Annotated in this window: 16 protein-coding genes; 12 read left to right on the plus strand and 4 right to left on the minus strand. The window is 63.7% G+C overall.

Annotation, left to right across the window (positions count from 1 at the left end; genetic code table 11):
• Nucleotides 1-149: 149 nt before the first annotated feature.
• Genes AWB70_RS25790 through AWB70_RS25835 form a run of 10 tightly spaced genes read left to right on the plus strand, consistent with a single transcriptional unit; the run spans nt 150 to nt 9374 of the window.
• Nucleotides 150-1409, plus strand: a complete 1260-nt coding sequence (locus AWB70_RS25790; RefSeq protein ID WP_053569764.1) for a molybdopterin-binding domain-containing protein — start codon at nt 150-152, stop codon at nt 1407-1409.
• Entirely contained in the window at nt 1406-3100 is a 1695-nt protein-coding gene (locus AWB70_RS25795; RefSeq protein WP_053569763.1) for a formylmethanofuran dehydrogenase subunit A, read from the plus strand. Before AWB70_RS25790 ends, AWB70_RS25795 begins: the two co-directional genes overlap by 4 nt.
• A 3-nt stretch (nt 3101-3103) precedes the next feature.
• Entirely contained in the window at nt 3104-4045 is a 942-nt protein-coding gene (fhcD, locus tag AWB70_RS25800; RefSeq protein WP_053569762.1) for a formylmethanofuran--tetrahydromethanopterin N-formyltransferase, read from the plus strand.
• Entirely contained in the window at nt 4042-4863 is an 822-nt protein-coding gene (locus AWB70_RS25805) for a formylmethanofuran dehydrogenase subunit C (RefSeq protein WP_053569761.1), read from the plus strand. Before fhcD ends, AWB70_RS25805 begins: the two co-directional genes overlap by 4 nt.
• Before the next feature lie 46 nt (nt 4864-4909).
• Nucleotides 4910-5482: a cytochrome b gene (locus tag AWB70_RS25810; RefSeq protein WP_014251659.1), complete on the plus strand. Its 573-nt coding sequence runs from the start codon at nt 4910-4912 to the stop codon at nt 5480-5482.
• Nucleotides 5479-6399: a pyrroloquinoline quinone biosynthesis protein PqqB gene (pqqB, locus tag AWB70_RS25815; RefSeq protein WP_053569760.1), complete on the plus strand. Its 921-nt coding sequence runs from the start codon at nt 5479-5481 to the stop codon at nt 6397-6399. The genes AWB70_RS25810 and pqqB overlap by 4 nt, the downstream gene beginning before the upstream one ends.
• A gap of 36 nt (nt 6400-6435) precedes the next feature.
• Complete coding sequence (gene pqqC, locus AWB70_RS25820) at nt 6436-7170, plus strand: pyrroloquinoline-quinone synthase PqqC (protein WP_053569885.1); 735 nt, start codon at nt 6436-6438, stop codon at nt 7168-7170.
• Nucleotides 7167-7475, plus strand: a complete 309-nt coding sequence (pqqD, locus tag AWB70_RS25825; protein WP_231927786.1) for a pyrroloquinoline quinone biosynthesis peptide chaperone PqqD — start codon at nt 7167-7169, stop codon at nt 7473-7475. The genes pqqC and pqqD overlap by 4 nt, the downstream gene beginning before the upstream one ends.
• 4 nt (nt 7476-7479) lie before the next feature.
• A complete protein-coding gene (gene pqqE / locus AWB70_RS25830; protein WP_053569759.1) occupies nt 7480-8685 on the plus strand; it encodes a pyrroloquinoline quinone biosynthesis protein PqqE in 1206 nt (401 codons plus the stop codon).
• Complete coding sequence (locus AWB70_RS25835) at nt 8682-9374, plus strand: response regulator (protein ID WP_041732013.1); 693 nt, start codon at nt 8682-8684, stop codon at nt 9372-9374. The genes pqqE and AWB70_RS25835 overlap by 4 nt, the downstream gene beginning before the upstream one ends.
• Here the strand turns inward: AWB70_RS25835 and AWB70_RS25840 are convergent.
• Nucleotides 9302-10324 carry an ATP-binding protein gene (locus tag AWB70_RS25840; RefSeq protein ID WP_045455435.1) on the minus strand — a complete coding sequence of 341 codons (1023 nt, stop codon included), beginning with the start codon at nt 10322-10324 and terminating at the stop codon, nt 9302-9304. The two genes, AWB70_RS25835 and AWB70_RS25840, sit on opposite strands and share 73 nt — an antisense overlap.
• Before the next feature lie 176 nt (nt 10325-10500).
• Here AWB70_RS25840 and AWB70_RS25845 point away from each other — a divergent pair, with 176 nt between their 5' ends.
• The gene (locus AWB70_RS25845; protein WP_053569758.1) at nt 10501-12852 is read left to right on the plus strand and encodes a TonB-dependent receptor; all 2352 of its coding nucleotides are present in this window, start codon (nt 10501-10503) and stop codon (nt 12850-12852) included.
• Nucleotides 12853-12873: 21 nt separating this feature from the next.
• Here the strand turns inward: AWB70_RS25845 and AWB70_RS25850 are convergent, their stop codons facing one another.
• From AWB70_RS25850 to AWB70_RS25860, 3 genes are all read right to left on the minus strand, one after another.
• Nucleotides 12874-13875, minus strand: coding sequence for a glycosyltransferase family 2 protein (locus AWB70_RS25850; protein WP_060854212.1), 1002 nt, complete (start codon nt 13873-13875; stop codon nt 12874-12876).
• Between the two features lie 115 nt (nt 13876-13990).
• A complete protein-coding gene (locus AWB70_RS25855; protein WP_053569756.1) occupies nt 13991-15034 on the minus strand; it encodes a beta-propeller fold lactonase family protein in 1044 nt (347 codons plus the stop codon).
• Nucleotides 15035-15207: 173 nt separating this feature from the next.
• Nucleotides 15208-15735: a DUF3280 domain-containing protein gene (locus AWB70_RS25860; protein WP_235024350.1), complete on the minus strand. Its 528-nt coding sequence runs from the start codon at nt 15733-15735 to the stop codon at nt 15208-15210.
• A 267-nt stretch (nt 15736-16002) separates the two neighbouring features.
• On the opposite strand from AWB70_RS25860, the gene AWB70_RS25865 reads away from it, so the two are divergent.
• A complete protein-coding gene (locus tag AWB70_RS25865) occupies nt 16003-16212 on the plus strand; it encodes a hypothetical protein (protein WP_014251650.1) in 210 nt (69 codons plus the stop codon).
• The last annotated feature ends 34 nt before the right edge of the window (nt 16213-16246 follow it).

Consider the following 16246-nt stretch of genomic DNA (forward strand, 5'->3'; position numbering starts at 1 on the left):
TTTCTTTGGTGACTTTCTTTGCAGCAGCAAAGAAAGTTACCCCCGCCCCGGGGAGGGGCAGTGCTAATAGACCGACATGAAAGCAAGTTCCACGGAAACCAAAACCAAAAAACAAAACCGGCATTAACCTTGCTAACAAGCCCAACACCATGCCAACGCTCCCCAAAACACCACCAGCGCCAGCAAAAACCCCCCTCTGGACGTGTCCATTCTGCCCCCTGCTATGCGACGACATCCCGCTCGCGCGTACCCCCGACGAACGCCTAACCGCCCCGCACACCGCCTGCCCGCGGCTAGCCGAATCGCTTGCAAGCTTCACTCAGCACGACGCAAGTCGAAAGCCAGCCATCAACGGGCAGCCCACCGATCCAACCTCGGCGCTCTCGCAAGCCGCATCGATCCTGTCGCACGCACGGCGGCCGCTCTTCGGCGGACTCGCGACCGACGTAGCCGGCGCACGCGCGCTCTATGAACTGGCGGCGCAGTGCGGCGCGATCCTCGATCATCTGCACGGCGACGCGCTCGCCGACAGCAACCGCGTACTGCAAGACCGCGGCGCGTTCTTCACCACGCTCTCCGAAGTGCGCTCGCGCGCCGATCTCATCGTCGTGTTCGCGTGCGAACCCGCGCGACGCTATCCGCGCTTCTATGAACGCGTCATCGCCGAAGATCGCGGCGTGAACATCGTATTCGTCGGATGCGATGTCGATCAGGCCGCGCCCGCCCACGCCGAATCGATCCTGCCCGGCACCGATCCCTTCGATACGCTCGCGCTCTGGTCCGCGCATGTCGAAGGCGGCCGGCCGATTCCCCTCGCTGAACTCGTCGCGCTGACAGAGCGCATCATGAAGGCGCAGTACACGGCGTTCGTCTACGAGCCGTCCGCACTGCCGACACAACACGCCGCGCTCGCGATCGAAGCGCTGCAGCGCATCGTGAAGGCGATCAACCGCACCGCGCGTGCGGGCGCGCTCGCGCTGACCGGCGACGATGGCGCCGCGTCCGTCAATCAGGCCATCACATGGCTGTCGGGTTTCCCGGTGCGCACGCGTGTCGCCTACGGCTTGCCGCTCGATCACGATGCGCATCGCTATCGCACGGAAACGCTTCTGCAGCGCGGCGAAATCGACGCGCTGCTATGGATCTCGAGCTTCGCGCCCGAGCCGCTGCCCGCCTCGCTCGCCGATGACGTGCCGGTCATCGTCCTCGGCCATCCATCGACGACACTGCCCGCGCGCAACGCCCCGACCGTGTTCATTCCCGTCGCGGCGCCGGGAATCGACAGCGGCGGGCATTTGTTCCGCGTCGATACGTCGGTGGTCGCGCCGCTCGCCGCCGCACGCGACAGCGCGTTGCCCACGGTCGCATCGATCGCTTCGCAACTCGCGCAGGCAAGGAGGCCGCAATGAGCGTCACGCGCCTGCGAGGCGGCACGCTCTACGACCCGGCGAACGGCATCGACGGCGAAAAGCGCGATCTCTTCTTTCGCGATGGCCGCATCGTCGGCGATGCGTCGAACGAGCGCATCGAACACGATTACGACGCGAGCGGCATGGTCGTGATGGCGGGCGGCATCGACCTGCATTCGCATATCGGCGGCGGCAAGACGAATCTGTCGCGCCTCCTGCTGCCCGAAGATCATCGCGACGATCCGCGCGCCGTGCCCGATCGCCCAAACGAAGGCCGCTATATGCGCCTGCCTTCGTGCGGCGTGTGCGCGCCGGGCACGCTCGCGGCGGGCTATCGCTATGCGGAAATGGGCTACACGGCCGCGTTCGAACCCGCGATGATCGCCTCCAACGCACGCCACGCGCATCTGGAAATGGGCGACACGCCGATCATCGATCACGGCGCGTATGTGATGATGGGCAACGACGAGCTCTTCCTGCAAATGCTCGCCGCGAAAGAAGACTTCGAGCGCCTGCGCGATTACGTCGGCTGGACCATCGATTCGAGCAAAGCGCTTGGCGTGAAGGTCGTGAATCCGGGCGGCATCTCGGCGTTCAAGTTCAATCAGCGTTCGCTGGATGTCGATGAAAAGCACGTGCATTACGGCATCACGCCGCGCGACGTGCTCATGACGCTCACGCGCGCGCTCACCGATCTGCGCGTGCCGCATCCGCTGCATGTGCACGCGAGCAATCTGGGCGTGCCCGGCAACATCGATTCGACCATCAGGACGATGGACGCAGCCATTGGCCTGCCCATTCATCTGACGCATATCCAGTTCCACAGCTACGGCACGGAAGGCCCGCGCAAGTTCTCGTCGGGCGCGCGCGCGATCGCCGAAGCCGTGAACGCGCGGCCCAACGTGACCATCGACGTCGGCCAGATCATCTTCGGTCAGACCGTGACCGCATCCGGCGACACGATGATGCAGTTCAAGAACGCGCCGATGGCCAAGCCGCGCAAGTGGGTGCTCGGCGATATCGAATGCGATGCGGGCTGCGGCGTCGTGCCGTTCAAGTATCGCGAGCAAAGCTATGTGAATGCGCTGCAATGGATCATCGGGCTGGAGATCTTTTTGCTCGTCGACGATCCGTGGCGCGTCTCGATGACCACCGATCATCCGAACGGCGCGCCGTTCACGAGCTATCCGCATCTGATCCGCCTCTTGATGGACAAATCGTTTCGCGACGAACAACTCGACAAGCTGCACGCCGACGCGAAAACCGCGAGCGCTCTGGCCAGCATCACGCGTGAGTTCTCGCTATACGACATCGCGATCATCACGCGCGCCGGTCCGGCGAAGCTGCTCGGCCTGAAAGACCGCGGCCATCTCGGCGCGGGCGCGGCGGCGGATATCGCCGTGTATCGCAACGACGCCGACCGCGAGCGCATGTTCACATCGCCCGCGTTCGTGTTCAAGGACGGCGAGCTGATCGCGCGCGACGGCACACTGCTCGCAACGCCGACGGGCGGCATCCATTACGTGCGGCCCGAGTACGATCGCGCGATCGAAAAGCGCGTGCGCGACTATGCGCAAGCGAATCTCGCGACGCGCTTTGAAAACATCGCCATCGGCGACGACGAAATCTGCGCGTGCTGCAACGGCGGCAGGCTGCTGCCGGTTGCGTGCTTCGCGGCGAGCGGAGTCTGACGCATGGTCATCAACGACACGCAGATCGACGACACCTTCGCCGAAGCCTTCCCGATGAAGGCGACTCGCCTCGTCATTACCGCGCATACGCCGGTGTGGGCGCGGCACGCCGCGAATTCGCTGACGGGATTCGCCACCTCCGTGATCGATTGCGGCTGCGAGGCGGGCATCGAACGCGATCTCGCAGGCGACGAAACGCCTGACGGAAGACCGGGCGTTTCCGTGCTGATCTTCGCGATCTCCTCGAAAGAACTGGCCAAGCAGATCGCGCGGCGCGTCGGGCAATGCGTGCTCACGTGCCCGACCACCGCCGTGTATGGCGGCATCGATCCGTCGAGCGTGCGCGCGCCGCTTTCGGATAACGCGCCGCTCGGCGCGGGCCTGCGCTTTTTCGGCGACGGCTATCAGATATCGAAAGTGCTCGGCGGCACGCGATACTGGCGCGTGCCGGTGATGGACGGCGAATTCGTCTGCGAGGAATTCACCGCGACGGTGAAGGCGGTCGGCGGCGGCAACCTGCTCTTCCTCGCGCGCGATATCGACAGCGCCCTGCATGCGGCCGAATCCGCCGTCGCCGCGATGCATCGCTTGCCGAACGTCATCACGCCATTTCCGGGCGGCGTCGTGCGTTCGGGCTCGAAGATCGGCTCCAAATATGCGGGCGCGAGCGCATCCACCAACGATGCGTTCTGCCCGACGCTCGTCGGCTTGTCGAAGAAAAGCGAACTGACGCCGGATGTCGCGTGCGTGCTCGAAATCGTGATCGACGGCCTGACCGATGCGGACGTCGGCGCCGCGATGACGGCGGGCATCGCGGCCGCGACGAAGATCGGGCGCACGGGCGGCGTGCTGCGAATTTCGGCGGGCAATTATGGCGGCAAGCTCGGACCGTATCACTTCAAGCTGCATGAACTGTCGAAGGATATCGACGGGAGCCGCGCATGAACGCCATCGAACTGCGCGTAAAAAATACGCCGAGCTTTCGCGTCGATGCGTCGAATTTACTGCCCGCGGTGCTCGCGTCGGCCGAATCGAACGAGTTGCCGCGCATCGTGCTGCAAGGCGCGGGCGAAACGTGCGCGCTCGGCGATCTTTTCGATATCGCGCGCACGCAAGCCGAAACGCCGAGTCTTACCATCGAGGGCGACGTGCGATGGCTCGATCGCATCGGCGCGAACATGACCGAAGGCACGCTCACGGTGCATGGCCACGCGGGCGATCATGCGGGCGCGAAAATGCTCGGCGGCGCGTTGCACATTCATGGCGATGCCGGCGCGTTCGCCGCGTGCGAAATGCAGGGCGGACGGCTCACGATTCACGGCGATGCGGGCGATTTCGCGGCAGGCGCGCTGCCCGGCGACATGGAAGGCATGACAGGCGGCACGCTCACGATCCACGGCAACGCCGGCGCGCGCCTCGCGGACCGCATGCGGCGCGGCACCGTGCTCGTCGCGGGCCATGCGGGCGATTTCGCCGCGTCGCGGCTCGTTGCGGGCACGGTCTGCATCGGCGGCGAAGTGGGCGCACACTTGGGATACGGTATGCGGCGCGGCACGCTGTTTCTGACGCACGCGCCCTCTCGCCTTCCGCCGACTTTCACGGAAGGCGGCCACGGCTTCGACACGTTCTGGCTGCTGTTCACGCGCATGCTTGCGAAAGAGATCGCACCGTTTTCACATCTCGCGGGCACGATGTTGCCGCGACGCTACGCCGGCGATCTCGCCGTCGACGGACGCGGGGAATTGCTGATCGCCAATTCATAGGCAGGAGATGAACAATGGAATGTTGGCACTTCAAAGGAGAGAGGCGATGAGCACCGCGCGGACATCCGCGGCGTCGCGCGACGGCAGGCTGCCCGGCCCGAGCGAGCGTTTCGCAGGCCCATTGATCGCGCTGCACTGGCTGATCGCCGTCGCAATCATCGCGATGCTGTGCATCGGCTTCTATATGGTCGGCCTGCCGCGCGGGCTGCCGTTCAAGTCCGATCTCATCAACTTCCATAAATCGCTTGGAATCACCGTTTTCCTGCTGGTGCTGATGCGCATCCTGGTACGCCTGGCTTATGGCCGTCCGCCTCTGCCGCCGATGCCAACGTGGCAACGCGCCGCCGCGAGCATTACGCAGGCTCTTTTATACGTAGGGATGGTGGCGATGCCGCTCACCGGCTATCTCGGCTCGTCGTTCAACAAGTTCGGCACGAAGTTCTGGGGTCTCACGCTGCCGCAATGGGGCTGGGACGACAAGCACTTGCGCGGCATCTTTTTCGGCATTCACGAGACGATCGCGTGGATCATGGCGGCACTGGTCATCGTGCATTTTCTGGGCGCGATGAAGCATCAACTGATCGATCGCGACGGTCTCTTGCGGAGGATGTGGCCTTGAAGATTCGCGTGCTGGGTTCATCGGCGGGCGGCGGTTTCCCGCAATGGAACTGCAACTGCCGCAATTGCGACGGCGTGCGGCGCGGCACGATCGCGGCGCGCGCGCGCACGCAATCGTCCATTGCCGTGAGCGATAACGGCGAGGACTGGCTGCTCGTCAATGCATCGCCGGACATTCTTGCGCAGATTGCGGCGAATCCGGAATTGCAGCCCGCGCGCAAGGTGCGCGACACGGGCATCGCGGCGGTCGTCACGATGGATGCGCAGATCGACCACGTCACGGGTCTTCTGATGCTGCGCGAACGCGGCTCGCCCTTGCCGCTCTATACGACCGACGCCGTGTGGCAAGACCTCTCGACGGGCTTTCCGATCACGTCGATCCTTTCGCATTACTGCGGCGTGGAGCATCGTCGCATCGCGCTCGATGGCAACGCGTTTGCGGCGCCCGAACTACCGCGCGTCAGGATCGACGCCTTGCCTCTGTCGAGCAAGGCGCCGCCTTATTCGCCGCATCGCGATGCGCCGGAAACGGGCGACAACATCGGGCTCATGTTCACGAATACCGCTACGAACAAGCGCGCGTTCTATGCGCCGGGGCTCGGCGCGCTGGAGCCGCATGTGCTCGACGCGATGCGCGAGGCAGACCTTTTGCTCGTCGACGGCACCGTATGGACCGACGATGAAATGATTCGCCTCGGACTCACGAAGAAGACCGGCAAGGACATGGGTCACCTGGCGCAAAGCGGCGCGGGCGGCATGATCGAGGTGCTCGATTCGATCGGTCGCGACGGTGTACGCAAGGTGCTCATCCACATCAACAACACGAATCCGATTCTCATCGAAGACGGACCCGAAAGACGCATGCTCTCGGAGCACGGCATCGAAGTCGCGCACGACGGCATGACATTCGAGCTGTGACCTCGCTGTGACCTATACGCCATGGAGAACGACCCGATGCTGAACCCCACCACAGGCCCGATCTTCACGAAGGTGAACGACGACGGCCCCGCGTGGACGCGCGATGAATTCGAGGCGCAGTTGCGCGCGAAGGGCACGGCGTATCACATTCATCATCCGTTCAACGTGAAGATGAATAGCGGCGGCTGTTCGAAGGAGCAGATACGCGGCTGGGTCGCGAACCGCTTCTACTATCAGATCAACATTCCGCTGAAGGATGCGGCGGTGATGTCCAATTGCCCCGATCGCGAAACGCGCCGCCGCTGGGTGCTGCGCATTCTCGATCACGACGGTCACGGCGATCAGCCCGGCGGCATCGAAGCATGGGCGCGGCTCGGCGATGCGGTCGGTCTCTCGCGCGACGATCTCTGGTCGCTCAAGCTCGTGACGCCGGGCGTGCGCTTCGCCGTCGATGCTTATGTGAACTTCGCGCGCCGCGCGCCGTGGCAGGAGTCGGTCTGCTCGTCGCTCACCGAGATGTTCGCGCCGCAGATTCACAAGGACCGTCTCGCGACATGGCCCGAGCACTACACGTGGATCGAGCCGGACGGGCTGCATTATTTCCGCTCGCGCGTGTCGCTCGCGCAGCGCGATGTCGAACACGGCCTCGAAGTGACGCTCGCGCATTTCACGACGCGTCTGGCGCAGCAGCGCGCGCTCGACATTCTGCAATTCAAGCTCGACATCCTCTGGACCATGCTCGATTCGATCGAAAAGGCCTTCCCGCAATGAGCGATATCCCTCCGACTCAACGAAAGCAGGAAGCCGTCGAGGCGCCGGACGATTCGCTGCATCCGAAGCTCAAGCGCCTCTTTCGCCTGCAATGGGAACCGGCGCAGGACGCGCATGTGCTGCTGTATCCGGAAGGCATGGTGAAGCTCAATCAGAGCGCCGCGCAAATTCTTCTGCGATGCGACGGCACGCGCGATATTCCCGCGCTCGTCGCCGATCTCGAAGCGGCGTTCAATGCAAGCGGCCTCGGCGACGACGTGCGGGCGTTCATCGCCGGCGCGCGTGCGCGGGGCTGGCTGGAGTAGCGTCATGACTGACTTGTCCGAACCCATCGCGAAGCCGGCGCACGAAGACGCGCCGAATACACCGATTGCGCCGCCTTTGTGGCTGCTTGCGGAATTGACGTATCGCTGTCCGCTGCATTGCGTGTTCTGCTACAACCCGGTGAACTACGCCGACCACACGCGCGAACTCGATACCGATCAATGGCTCGACGTCTTGCGTCAGGCGCGCGCTTTGGGCGCGGCGCAGCTCGGCTTTTCCGGCGGCGAGCCGCTCCTGCGCGACGATCTGGAAACGCTCGTGGCCGAAGCGCGCAAGCTCGGCTTCTATACGAACCTCATCACGTCGGGCATCGGTCTCACGGAGAAGCGCATCGGCGCGTTGCAGGACGCGGGCCTCGATCACATCCAGCTCTCGTTTCAGGACTCGTCGCAAGAGCTCAACGATTTTCTCTCCAGCACGAAGACCTTCGACTACAAGAAGCGCGTCGCGAATCTCATCAAGGCGCACGGCTTTCCGATGGTGCTCAACTGCGTGCTGCATCGCTATAACCTGCCGCATATCGGACGCATCATCGACATGGCGCTCGAGATGGGCGCGGAATATCTCGAACTCGCAAACACGCAGTATTACGGCTGGGCGCATGCGAACCGCGCGCAACTCATGCCGACGAAAGAACAGCTCGACGAAGCGGAAGCCGTGGTCGAGCGCTATCGCAACGAGATCGGCGACGCGTGCAAGATCTTCTTCGTGGTGCCCGATTACTACGAGCGCAGGCCGAAGCGCTGCATGAACGGCTGGGGCTCGGTGTTTCTCGGCATCGCGCCCGACGGCGCCGCCTTGCCGTGCCATACCGCGCGCTCGCTGCCGGGCCTCACGTTTCCGAACGTCACCGACATGCCGCTCAAGGACATCTGGTACGAGAGCGACGCGTTCAATCGCTTTCGCGGTTTCGGCTGGATGAAGGAGCCGTGCCGCAGTTGCGATGAAAAGGCCATCGACATGGGCGGCTGCCGCTGTCAGGCGTATCTGCTCACGCAAGATCCCGCGAATGCCGATCCCGTGTGCGACAAGTCGCCCCATCACGAGCGCGTGATCGAAGTGGTGCGCGCGGCATCGGCGAGACAGGAACCGCAGGAACAGCCGATCATCTTCCGCAACGATGCGAACTCGAAACGCATCGCGGCGCTCGATCGCGAGAATGGTGCAGAAAAAGGAGAAGACAAACCATGATTGCCGACATCTCCGTGCTGCTCGTGGACGATCACGCCGTTGTGCGTGAAGGCTACAAGCGTCTGCTCGAACTGAGTCCCGACGTGAATGTCGCGGGCGAAGCGGCGAATGCGGCCGAGGCTTACCAGAAGTTTTGCGCGTTGCAGCCGGATGTCGTCGTGATGGATCTCGCCTTGCCCGGCGCGAGCGGCATCGAGGCGATGCGGCGCATGCTCGCGCGCGAGCCGCATGCGCACGTGCTGATCTTCAGCGTGCACGAGGAAGCCATCTTCGTGCGCCGCGCGCTCGATGCCGGCGCCCGCGGCTATGTGACGAAGGCCAGCGCGCCCGATGTGCTCGTGGAAGCGGTGCGCGCCGTCGCGCGGCGCATTTCGTATCTGAGCCCGGACGTTTCGCAGGCGCTCGCGTTGCGCGCGAGCATTCAGGAAGGACGCCAGCTATCGGCGCGCGAGTTCGAAGTGCTGCGCCTGCTGGTGCAGGGTTATACGCTGCCGAGCATCGCGGAGAAGCTGGGGTTGAGCCAGAAGACCGTCGCGAATCATCAGTCCGTGATCCGCCAGAAGTTCGGCGCGGACAACGGCGTGCAACTCGCGCAGATCGCGAATCGCCTGGGGCTTCACTTCGCCGATTTCGCTTCGTCGGCGGCGGCTTCGTTCGGGACCGAAGTCGGCAACGGCAGTCCCGCCTGAGCCGGCACGCGCGCGCAAAACAGAAAGCCCGAACCCGGCTCGCTCGCGATCTGAAACTCGCCGCCGAGCGCTTCGACGCGCTCGCGCATGCCGATCAGCCCAAGCCCCTTGCGCGGCTTCGCGAGATCGACGCCCGGCCCGTCATCGGCCATCGTCACGACGATTTCTTCCGGCGCACGCGCCAGATAGATCTCGACGCGCGACGTCCGCGCGAACTTCGACACGTTCGTCAGCCCCTCCTGCACGAGCCGGTACAAGGTGATGTTGAGCGTATCGCTGAGATCGTCGAAATCGCCATCGACGGCGAGCGTGAAGGTCGCATCGGGCAAACGCTCGCGCCAGCCATCCACGCAATGTTCCAGCGCGGTCGGCAGGCCGAATTCGTCGAGGCCGATGGGGCGCAGCTTGCGAATCATCCCGCCGATCTCGCGATACACATGCGTCCCGCTTTGCATCAGCGCGAGCGACAGCCGATGGATCTCCGCCTCGCGCCCGGCCGACAGATCGCGGATACGCCCCGCATCGAGCGACATCGCATTGAGGTATTGACCGAGCTCGTCGTGCAGTTCGCGCGCGAGATGGCGGCGCTCGGTTTCCTGCGCGGCTAGCGCCTGATTCGCGAGGCGCCGGTTCTCCGCCAGCAGATGAGCCGCTTCCTCTTCGAGCGTGCGGCGTCTTTGCACTTCCGATTGCGCCTCGCGATATCTGCGCCAGGCGAACCATGCGAGACCGAGCGCGAGCACGACGAGCGTGGGCGGCAATTCGTCGAGCTGAAAGCGCTCGGCGCTGCGCGTCCAGTGATACGCGAACTCGCTGAAATCGAAGCGCGCGAAGAGCGCGCCGGCCACGATGGTCACGCCGAACACGCACGCAAGATCGCGCCACACAGGCGCGCGGCGCTCTGCGTTTTTCGTGTCTTGCGCGGTAGAGGGCAAGGATTCGGTCGGCATCACGGAATCCATTCTACGCACGGCTTCATCGCACAGTGCGGTGCCTGAAACGCAATTGGGAACGCTTCCCTGCGCGATCGGGAAAAGCTCCCGGTCCACGCGGCCGTTCTTATGCGACGCTTTCATTGAAAGAAATATTCCTTTCGCGTGGATCAAAAATAGAAGAGGAGACGATGATGAAGAGCATGCCGCGCAAGCCCGCGCACGCGCATCCGTTCAAACCCCGAGCAGGACTGCGGCTCGTCTTCGGCAGCGCGTTCGCGAGCATCACCGTGGCCGCGTGGGCGCAGACGCCGCCGGCCGATACCGCCGAAGCGCCCGCGCCGGCCTCCGCCACCGTGGCGCAAGCCGATGCGCCGCCGAATACGGAACTGCCTTCGATCATCGTCGTCGGGACCACGCCGCTCGTGGGCGTGGGCACGCCGCTCGAGAAAGTGCCCGCCAACGTGCAGACCATCAAGGGCGCGGAGATCGAGGCGCAGCACTCGCCGACCATCACCAATTACCTGGAGAAGAACGTCGTCAGCGTCGATACGAACGACGCGCAGGGCAATCCGTGGCAGACCGACATCAACTATCGCGGCTTCACCGCTTCGCCGCTGCTCGGCACGCCGCAGGGTCTTTCCGTGTTCATGGACGGCGTGCGCATCAACGAGCCGTTCGGCGATGTCGTCAACTGGGATCTGATTCCGCAAGCCGCGATCCAGACGATGCAGATCATTCCCGGCTCGAATCCGACCTTCGGCCTCAACACGCTCGGCGGCGCGGTCGCGGTGCAGACCAAGAACGGCCGCAGCAATCCCGGCGGCAACGTGGACGTGAGCTTCGGCTCGTGGGGACGCAAGAGCGCGCAGATCGAGCAAGGCGGCGTGATCGGCGATCACCTCGATTACTACTTCACCGCCAATATCCTGAACGACAACGGCTGGGCCGATCACAATTCGAGCAAGCTGCGCCAGGCGTTCGGCAAGATCCGCTATACCGACGCCGATACCACCATTTCCGTTTCGATGGGCGGCGCGGACAACACGCTGAACGGCTCGCAGACGATCCCGCGCTCGTTCATGGACAACTTCCGCCAGGCCTACACGTTCCCCGACACCAACGAGAACCAGGTCGGCTATCTGACGATCAACGCGGAGCATTACTTCACGCCGAACGTGCAGTTGAGCGGCAACGTGTATTACCGCCACTATCGCAACAAGAACGTGAGTTCGAACGTCAACGACGACTTCGATCCGGACGGCGACGACGAAGACGAACTCTCGCAGGCCTTCAACGATCAGTCGGTGATCGTGACCGACAGCTACGGCGCGAGCCTCCAGCTCACGCTGCTCAACAAGCTGTTCGGCAAAGACAATCAGTTGATCCTCGGCGCGGCGGGCGACTTCGCGAATTCGCACTTCACGCAGGCCTCGCAGCCGGCGGCATTCGAAGAGAACCGCGCGACCATCGGCACGGGTCCGTTCGCGCCGACCACGGATGCGAAGACGCGCAACCAGAACTGGGGCATCTACTTCGAGAACACCTTCTCCTTCAACGAACAATGGTCGATGACGCTCGCGGGCCGCTATAACTGGGCGAAGGCGGTCATCGGCGACGAAAGCGGCGTGCAGCCGCTGCTCGACGGGAATCACACGTTCTCGCGCTTCAATCCGGCCGTGGGCTTCAACTGGAATCCGACGCCTGGTTTCACCGCTTACGCCACGTATAACGAAGGCATGCGTTCGCCGACGGCCATCGAACTCGCGTGCGCGGACCCGGCCGCGCCCTGCTCGCTGCCCAACGATTTCATCGCGGACCCGGACTTGAAGCCTGTTATTTCGAAGACCTTCGAAATCGGCGCGCGCGGCCGTATCGGCAACCATACGTCGTGGAGCGCGGCGGCCTATAGCACCACGCTCACCGACGACATTCAGTTCGTCAGCGCCCAGGGCGCGGGAAGCACGCTCGGCTATTTTCAGAACGTGGGCAAGACGCGGCGGCAGGGTTTCGAGCTCGCGGGCCGCACGCAATGGGGGCCGGTGGGCGTCGCGGCGAGCTATAGCTATGTGAATGCGACGTATCGATCGACGTGGTCGGAAAGCAGCTCCAGCAATTCGAGCGCCGACGACGATGGCAACATCACCGTGCATTCGGGCGACCGCATTCCGGGCATTCCGGCCAATACGGTGAAGATGCGCATCGACTACAACCCGATTTCGCGCTGGAATATCGGCACGAATCTCACGTATCGCAGCAATATCTTCGCGCGCGGCGACGAGAACAATCAGGACGTGAACGGCAGCATCGCGGGCTATTTCATCATCGATCTCGACACGACCTACAACGTGACCAAGCAGTTGCAGGTCTATGCGACGGTGAAGAACCTGCTGAACAAGCGCTATGCGAACTTCGCGATTCTCGGCGAGAACTTCTTCGACGGGCCGAATCACACGTTCAACAACGGGGCGACGGTGAACGAGCAGTTTCTCGGCGTGGGCGCGCCGCGCGGCGTGTGGGTGGGGATGCGGTATGCGTGGAAGTGAGGGCGTTCGAACGCGCGCCGTCTAGTCCTGCCAGGACTTCCACGGAATGCCGCGTGCGTTGATCCCGTCCCACATCGCCACGTTGCATTCGTGCTTGTCCGGATCGCTGCGCGGATGCACTTCGTCGAACAGAGTCAGCGTCTGGTGCAGCAAGCCCAGTAGGCCGCCTTCGAGTACGGCGGGGCTCGCGCCCCAGCGCAGATCGATTTCCGATATCGCGACGCCCACCGAACGATGCAGCGCCAGAAGTTCGCTCATGTTCCAGTCGCACTTCGGTGGATGCGCGTACAGCTTGCACAGGTTGGCGATGTCATGTCCCGTCACGCGCGGGTAGAACGCCGGCAGGATACGCGCATACAGGCGAGCCTTGGCTTCATACAACGCGCACAAGTTCAGATTCAGCGATGTCATGCCGCGATGAATCCGGTAACGGGTCAGCGCTTCAGGCAGATTCGCGAAGCGCGCGCCGCGCAACATGCAATCGAACCAGAAGCCGAGATCGTCGACGATATCGAGATTGGGATCGTAGCGAATGCCGTGCCGCTGAACGAACGCGCGGCGGAACATCGTGCTCGGATTGGCGATATACGCCTGACCTGCGACGAAGCGCGCCTTGATGTGCGCGTCGTCGAGCGGGAAATCGCTCACGAAATCGTCTTCGCCGAAATGCCGGATTTGCGAGCCGACGACCGTAATGTTCGGATGCGCATCGAGAAACGCGGCCTGCTTGCTCAGCCGCTCCGGCTCCGCGATATCGTCGTGATCGATACGCGCGATGTAATCGCCGCGGCACAGATCGAAACCCCGATTCGCGTTGGCCGGGCGGCCCAGATTGTGTTCGAGCGGAAAAACGCGGATGCGCGCATCGTTCAGGCTGCGCGCAAGATCGAGCGTGGCGTCGGTGCTCGCGTCGTCGAGCACGAGAATCTCGAAGTCCGCGTCCTGATGCAGCAGCGACTGCAACGTTTCGACGATGTGTTTCCCGGCGTTATACGTCGGGATAACTACAGATATCTTCGGCATGATTCGGTGAGAGCGCGAGCGGGCAATCCTCGATTATCCGCGCCTCGTGAATCCGAAGTGTGAAACAAGGTATGGCCGCACGCGGCGGCCATCGTCAGACTCTCGTCCTTCCCCCTCACCGCCCTTCAATCGACCCCGCGCTCGCCGGATACGTCACGATGCCCCACGCGAGCGGTAAGTCGCCGATCTGCTTGACCTCTTTATAGTCGGCGCCGTCGAGCACATAGACCGCGTTCGAGCGGCCGCACGCGAGCAGCAGCTTCGAGCCGTCCGGCGTGAAGCTGAAGTGCCAGCAGCGCTGCCCGACAGGCACGTCCTGCATGTGCGCGAACGTGGTGCCGTCGAACACCTGAAGCGTCTTGTCGCGCGATGCCGCCACGAGAAGCCGCTTGCCCGATGGATCGAACGAGACGCCATACGGACCGGTCTTCGTATCGACCGTCTTCAGCGTCTTCAGACTCGTGCCATCGAGCACGACGAACTTGTTCGCGTTCTCCAGCGTCACGACGTATTGCTTGCCGCTCGGCGATACCTTGATGCCGCGCGGACGCGAGCCCTTCGCGAGCTTCACCGTGCGCACCGGCTTGCCCGTGCCGACGCGATACACCGACACGGTATCGTCGCCCTCGTTGGTCACGAGAATCAGCTTGCCGTCCGGCGAAAACTCGACGCCCTCGGTCTCGTGCCCGCTCTTCACCGAATGCGTGACCTTCAAGGTCTTCAGATCGACGATGGCGATCTCGGCGGGCGGCGAGTTGGGGCCGTCATCGTCCTTTTCGGGTTCGCCCGGCTTCGGCGGGCCGCCGCTTTCTCCCGGTTCGTAGGTCACATACGCATAGCCGCCGAACACGCGCACGAACTCCGGATTCTGGCCGATCTTCACGCGCCGCGTAACCTTGCCCGTCGACGTATCGATTTCCGAAAGATCGCCCGTCGCCTTGTTGGCCACGTAGAGCCGCGTGCCGTCCTTGTTCAGCGAGAGGCCGCGCGGGCCGTCCTTGCCGAAGTCCCAGGTCTTCGTGAGCGAAAGATTTTCGAGGTCGATGACGCCGATGCCCGCCTTCTCGGTCGTCACGTAGGCGGTGGGCGCGGCGGCGTGCGCGACGTTCGCGGCGAATGCAACGGCAAGCGCGAGCGATGGCGCGATTCTGACTTGCATGGTCGTCTCCAGCGGTTTCGTGTGGCTTATTCGAGTTCGTTCGGACGCACGCGCGCGGCGCACCGCACAGCGCGCGTGCCTGCAAGCCCAACTTAGCCCAATCGAAGGCGCGCTGGCAACGGCATCGGCCGGGAGAAATTCCCGAAATCGCCGCAGATGCGGCGTCGCGGCATTCAGCGCGTCGCGTCCGGATCGCTCGCGAGCAGATCGACGAGCGCCTTCGCGCCGCGCCGCCACGAGAGATCGGTGTTGCCGCGAATATCCACCGAACGCTGAAAAAGCGTCGCGCCAGTGCCGGCATCCTCGACGCGCAGGTTCATGTTGAGAATGAGGTTGCTGATCTTCTGCACCCAGCACACGCCGACGCGCGATGCATCGAGTTGCTTGGCCACGCGCAGCTCGCAGCCGTTGCATGCGCTCATATCCTGCGCGCCTTGCAGCGAAGCGATGAGCTCGCCCGCCTGCGCGTTGTCGGCGACGCGAAAGAGCGCGCGTTCGCGCACGTCGTCGCGCAATGCGCCGCTCACCATCTTCAGGCGCTGCGACTGAATGCGGTCGATATCGGCGTCGTTGTAGGCGGCGTTGTCGTCGATCAGGGTGCAGTCGAGCATGGCGATCGACTGCGCCGCGCCTTGCGCCAGCGCACCGCTCATGAAGATAGCGAGTGTCATCGCGAGCATCGCGCGAAGTGTGGGGATCATGGTCATGGCCTCGATTGTGCGGCTGTCTGCGCCAACAGCAGACCGCATACCTGTTCGCGCCCATCCAACATACCGGCGGCGAGCGCCGCGATCAAGCGGCGCGACGCATGAAGCGACCACCCCCGCGAACCCGCTCCGGCAAGGCTCGCGCGCCGTCATGCGCGGGCGCGCACTTCGATCGCGGCAAATGGCATGGGGCTTGCAAAAAACCTCGCGAGCATGTGCCGTGCTCGACACGCCGAATCCACTCAAGCCAGGAGAACCATCATGAAACGCATGCTGATCGTCGAAGACCTGAAGGCCGGTCCCGATGACGCCATCGAAGCGTCGCTCACGCCAGCGCAGATGAAGCGCATCGTCGGCGGCCGCGCGGTGCTCGCGACCGTCGACGGCAGAGGCTATGCAACCATCGACGACTGGGACGCCAACCTCGCGATCTTCGAAGGCCGCATCAAGGGCAGCGAACGCGACAACTAAACGCACGCGCCGGGCACGCATCCGATCCGCGATG

This window comes from Caballeronia cordobensis (assembly GCF_001544575.2).
In the GTDB taxonomy this organism is placed as follows: Bacteria; Pseudomonadota; Gammaproteobacteria; order Burkholderiales; family Burkholderiaceae; genus Caballeronia; species Caballeronia cordobensis.

Bases quoted from the DNA above. Each gene is read 5' to 3' on its own strand.
- AWB70_RS25865 (WP_014251650.1), top strand. From the start codon at position 16,003: ATGAAACGCATGCTGATCGTCGAAGACCTGAAGGCCGGTCCCGATGAC.
- AWB70_RS25840 (WP_045455435.1), bottom strand. From the start codon at position 10,324: ATGCCGACCGAATCCTTGCCCTCTACCGCGCAAGACACGAAAAACGCA.
- AWB70_RS25810 (WP_014251659.1), top strand. From the start codon at position 4,910: ATGAGCACCGCGCGGACATCCGCGGCGTCGCGCGACGGCAGGCTGCCC.
- AWB70_RS25850 (WP_060854212.1), bottom strand. From the start codon at position 13,875: ATGCCGAAGATATCTGTAGTTATCCCGACGTATAACGCCGGGAAACAC.
- AWB70_RS25795 (WP_053569763.1), top strand. From the start codon at position 1,406: ATGAGCGTCACGCGCCTGCGAGGCGGCACGCTCTACGACCCGGCGAAC.
- AWB70_RS25860 (WP_235024350.1), bottom strand. From the start codon at position 15,735: ATGATCCCCACACTTCGCGCGATGCTCGCGATGACACTCGCTATCTTC.
- AWB70_RS25790 (WP_053569764.1), top strand. From the start codon at position 150: ATGCCAACGCTCCCCAAAACACCACCAGCGCCAGCAAAAACCCCCCTC.
- AWB70_RS25835 (WP_041732013.1), top strand. From the start codon at position 8,682: ATGATTGCCGACATCTCCGTGCTGCTCGTGGACGATCACGCCGTTGTG.
- AWB70_RS25805 (WP_053569761.1), top strand. From the start codon at position 4,042: ATGAACGCCATCGAACTGCGCGTAAAAAATACGCCGAGCTTTCGCGTC.
- AWB70_RS25845 (WP_053569758.1), top strand. From the start codon at position 10,501: ATGAAGAGCATGCCGCGCAAGCCCGCGCACGCGCATCCGTTCAAACCC.
- fhcD (WP_053569762.1), top strand. From the start codon at position 3,104: ATGGTCATCAACGACACGCAGATCGACGACACCTTCGCCGAAGCCTTC.
- pqqE (WP_053569759.1), top strand. From the start codon at position 7,480: ATGACTGACTTGTCCGAACCCATCGCGAAGCCGGCGCACGAAGACGCG.
- pqqC (WP_053569885.1), top strand. From the start codon at position 6,436: ATGCTGAACCCCACCACAGGCCCGATCTTCACGAAGGTGAACGACGAC.
- AWB70_RS25855 (WP_053569756.1), bottom strand. From the start codon at position 15,034: ATGCAAGTCAGAATCGCGCCATCGCTCGCGCTTGCCGTTGCATTCGCC.
- pqqD (WP_231927786.1), top strand. From the start codon at position 7,167: ATGAGCGATATCCCTCCGACTCAACGAAAGCAGGAAGCCGTCGAGGCG.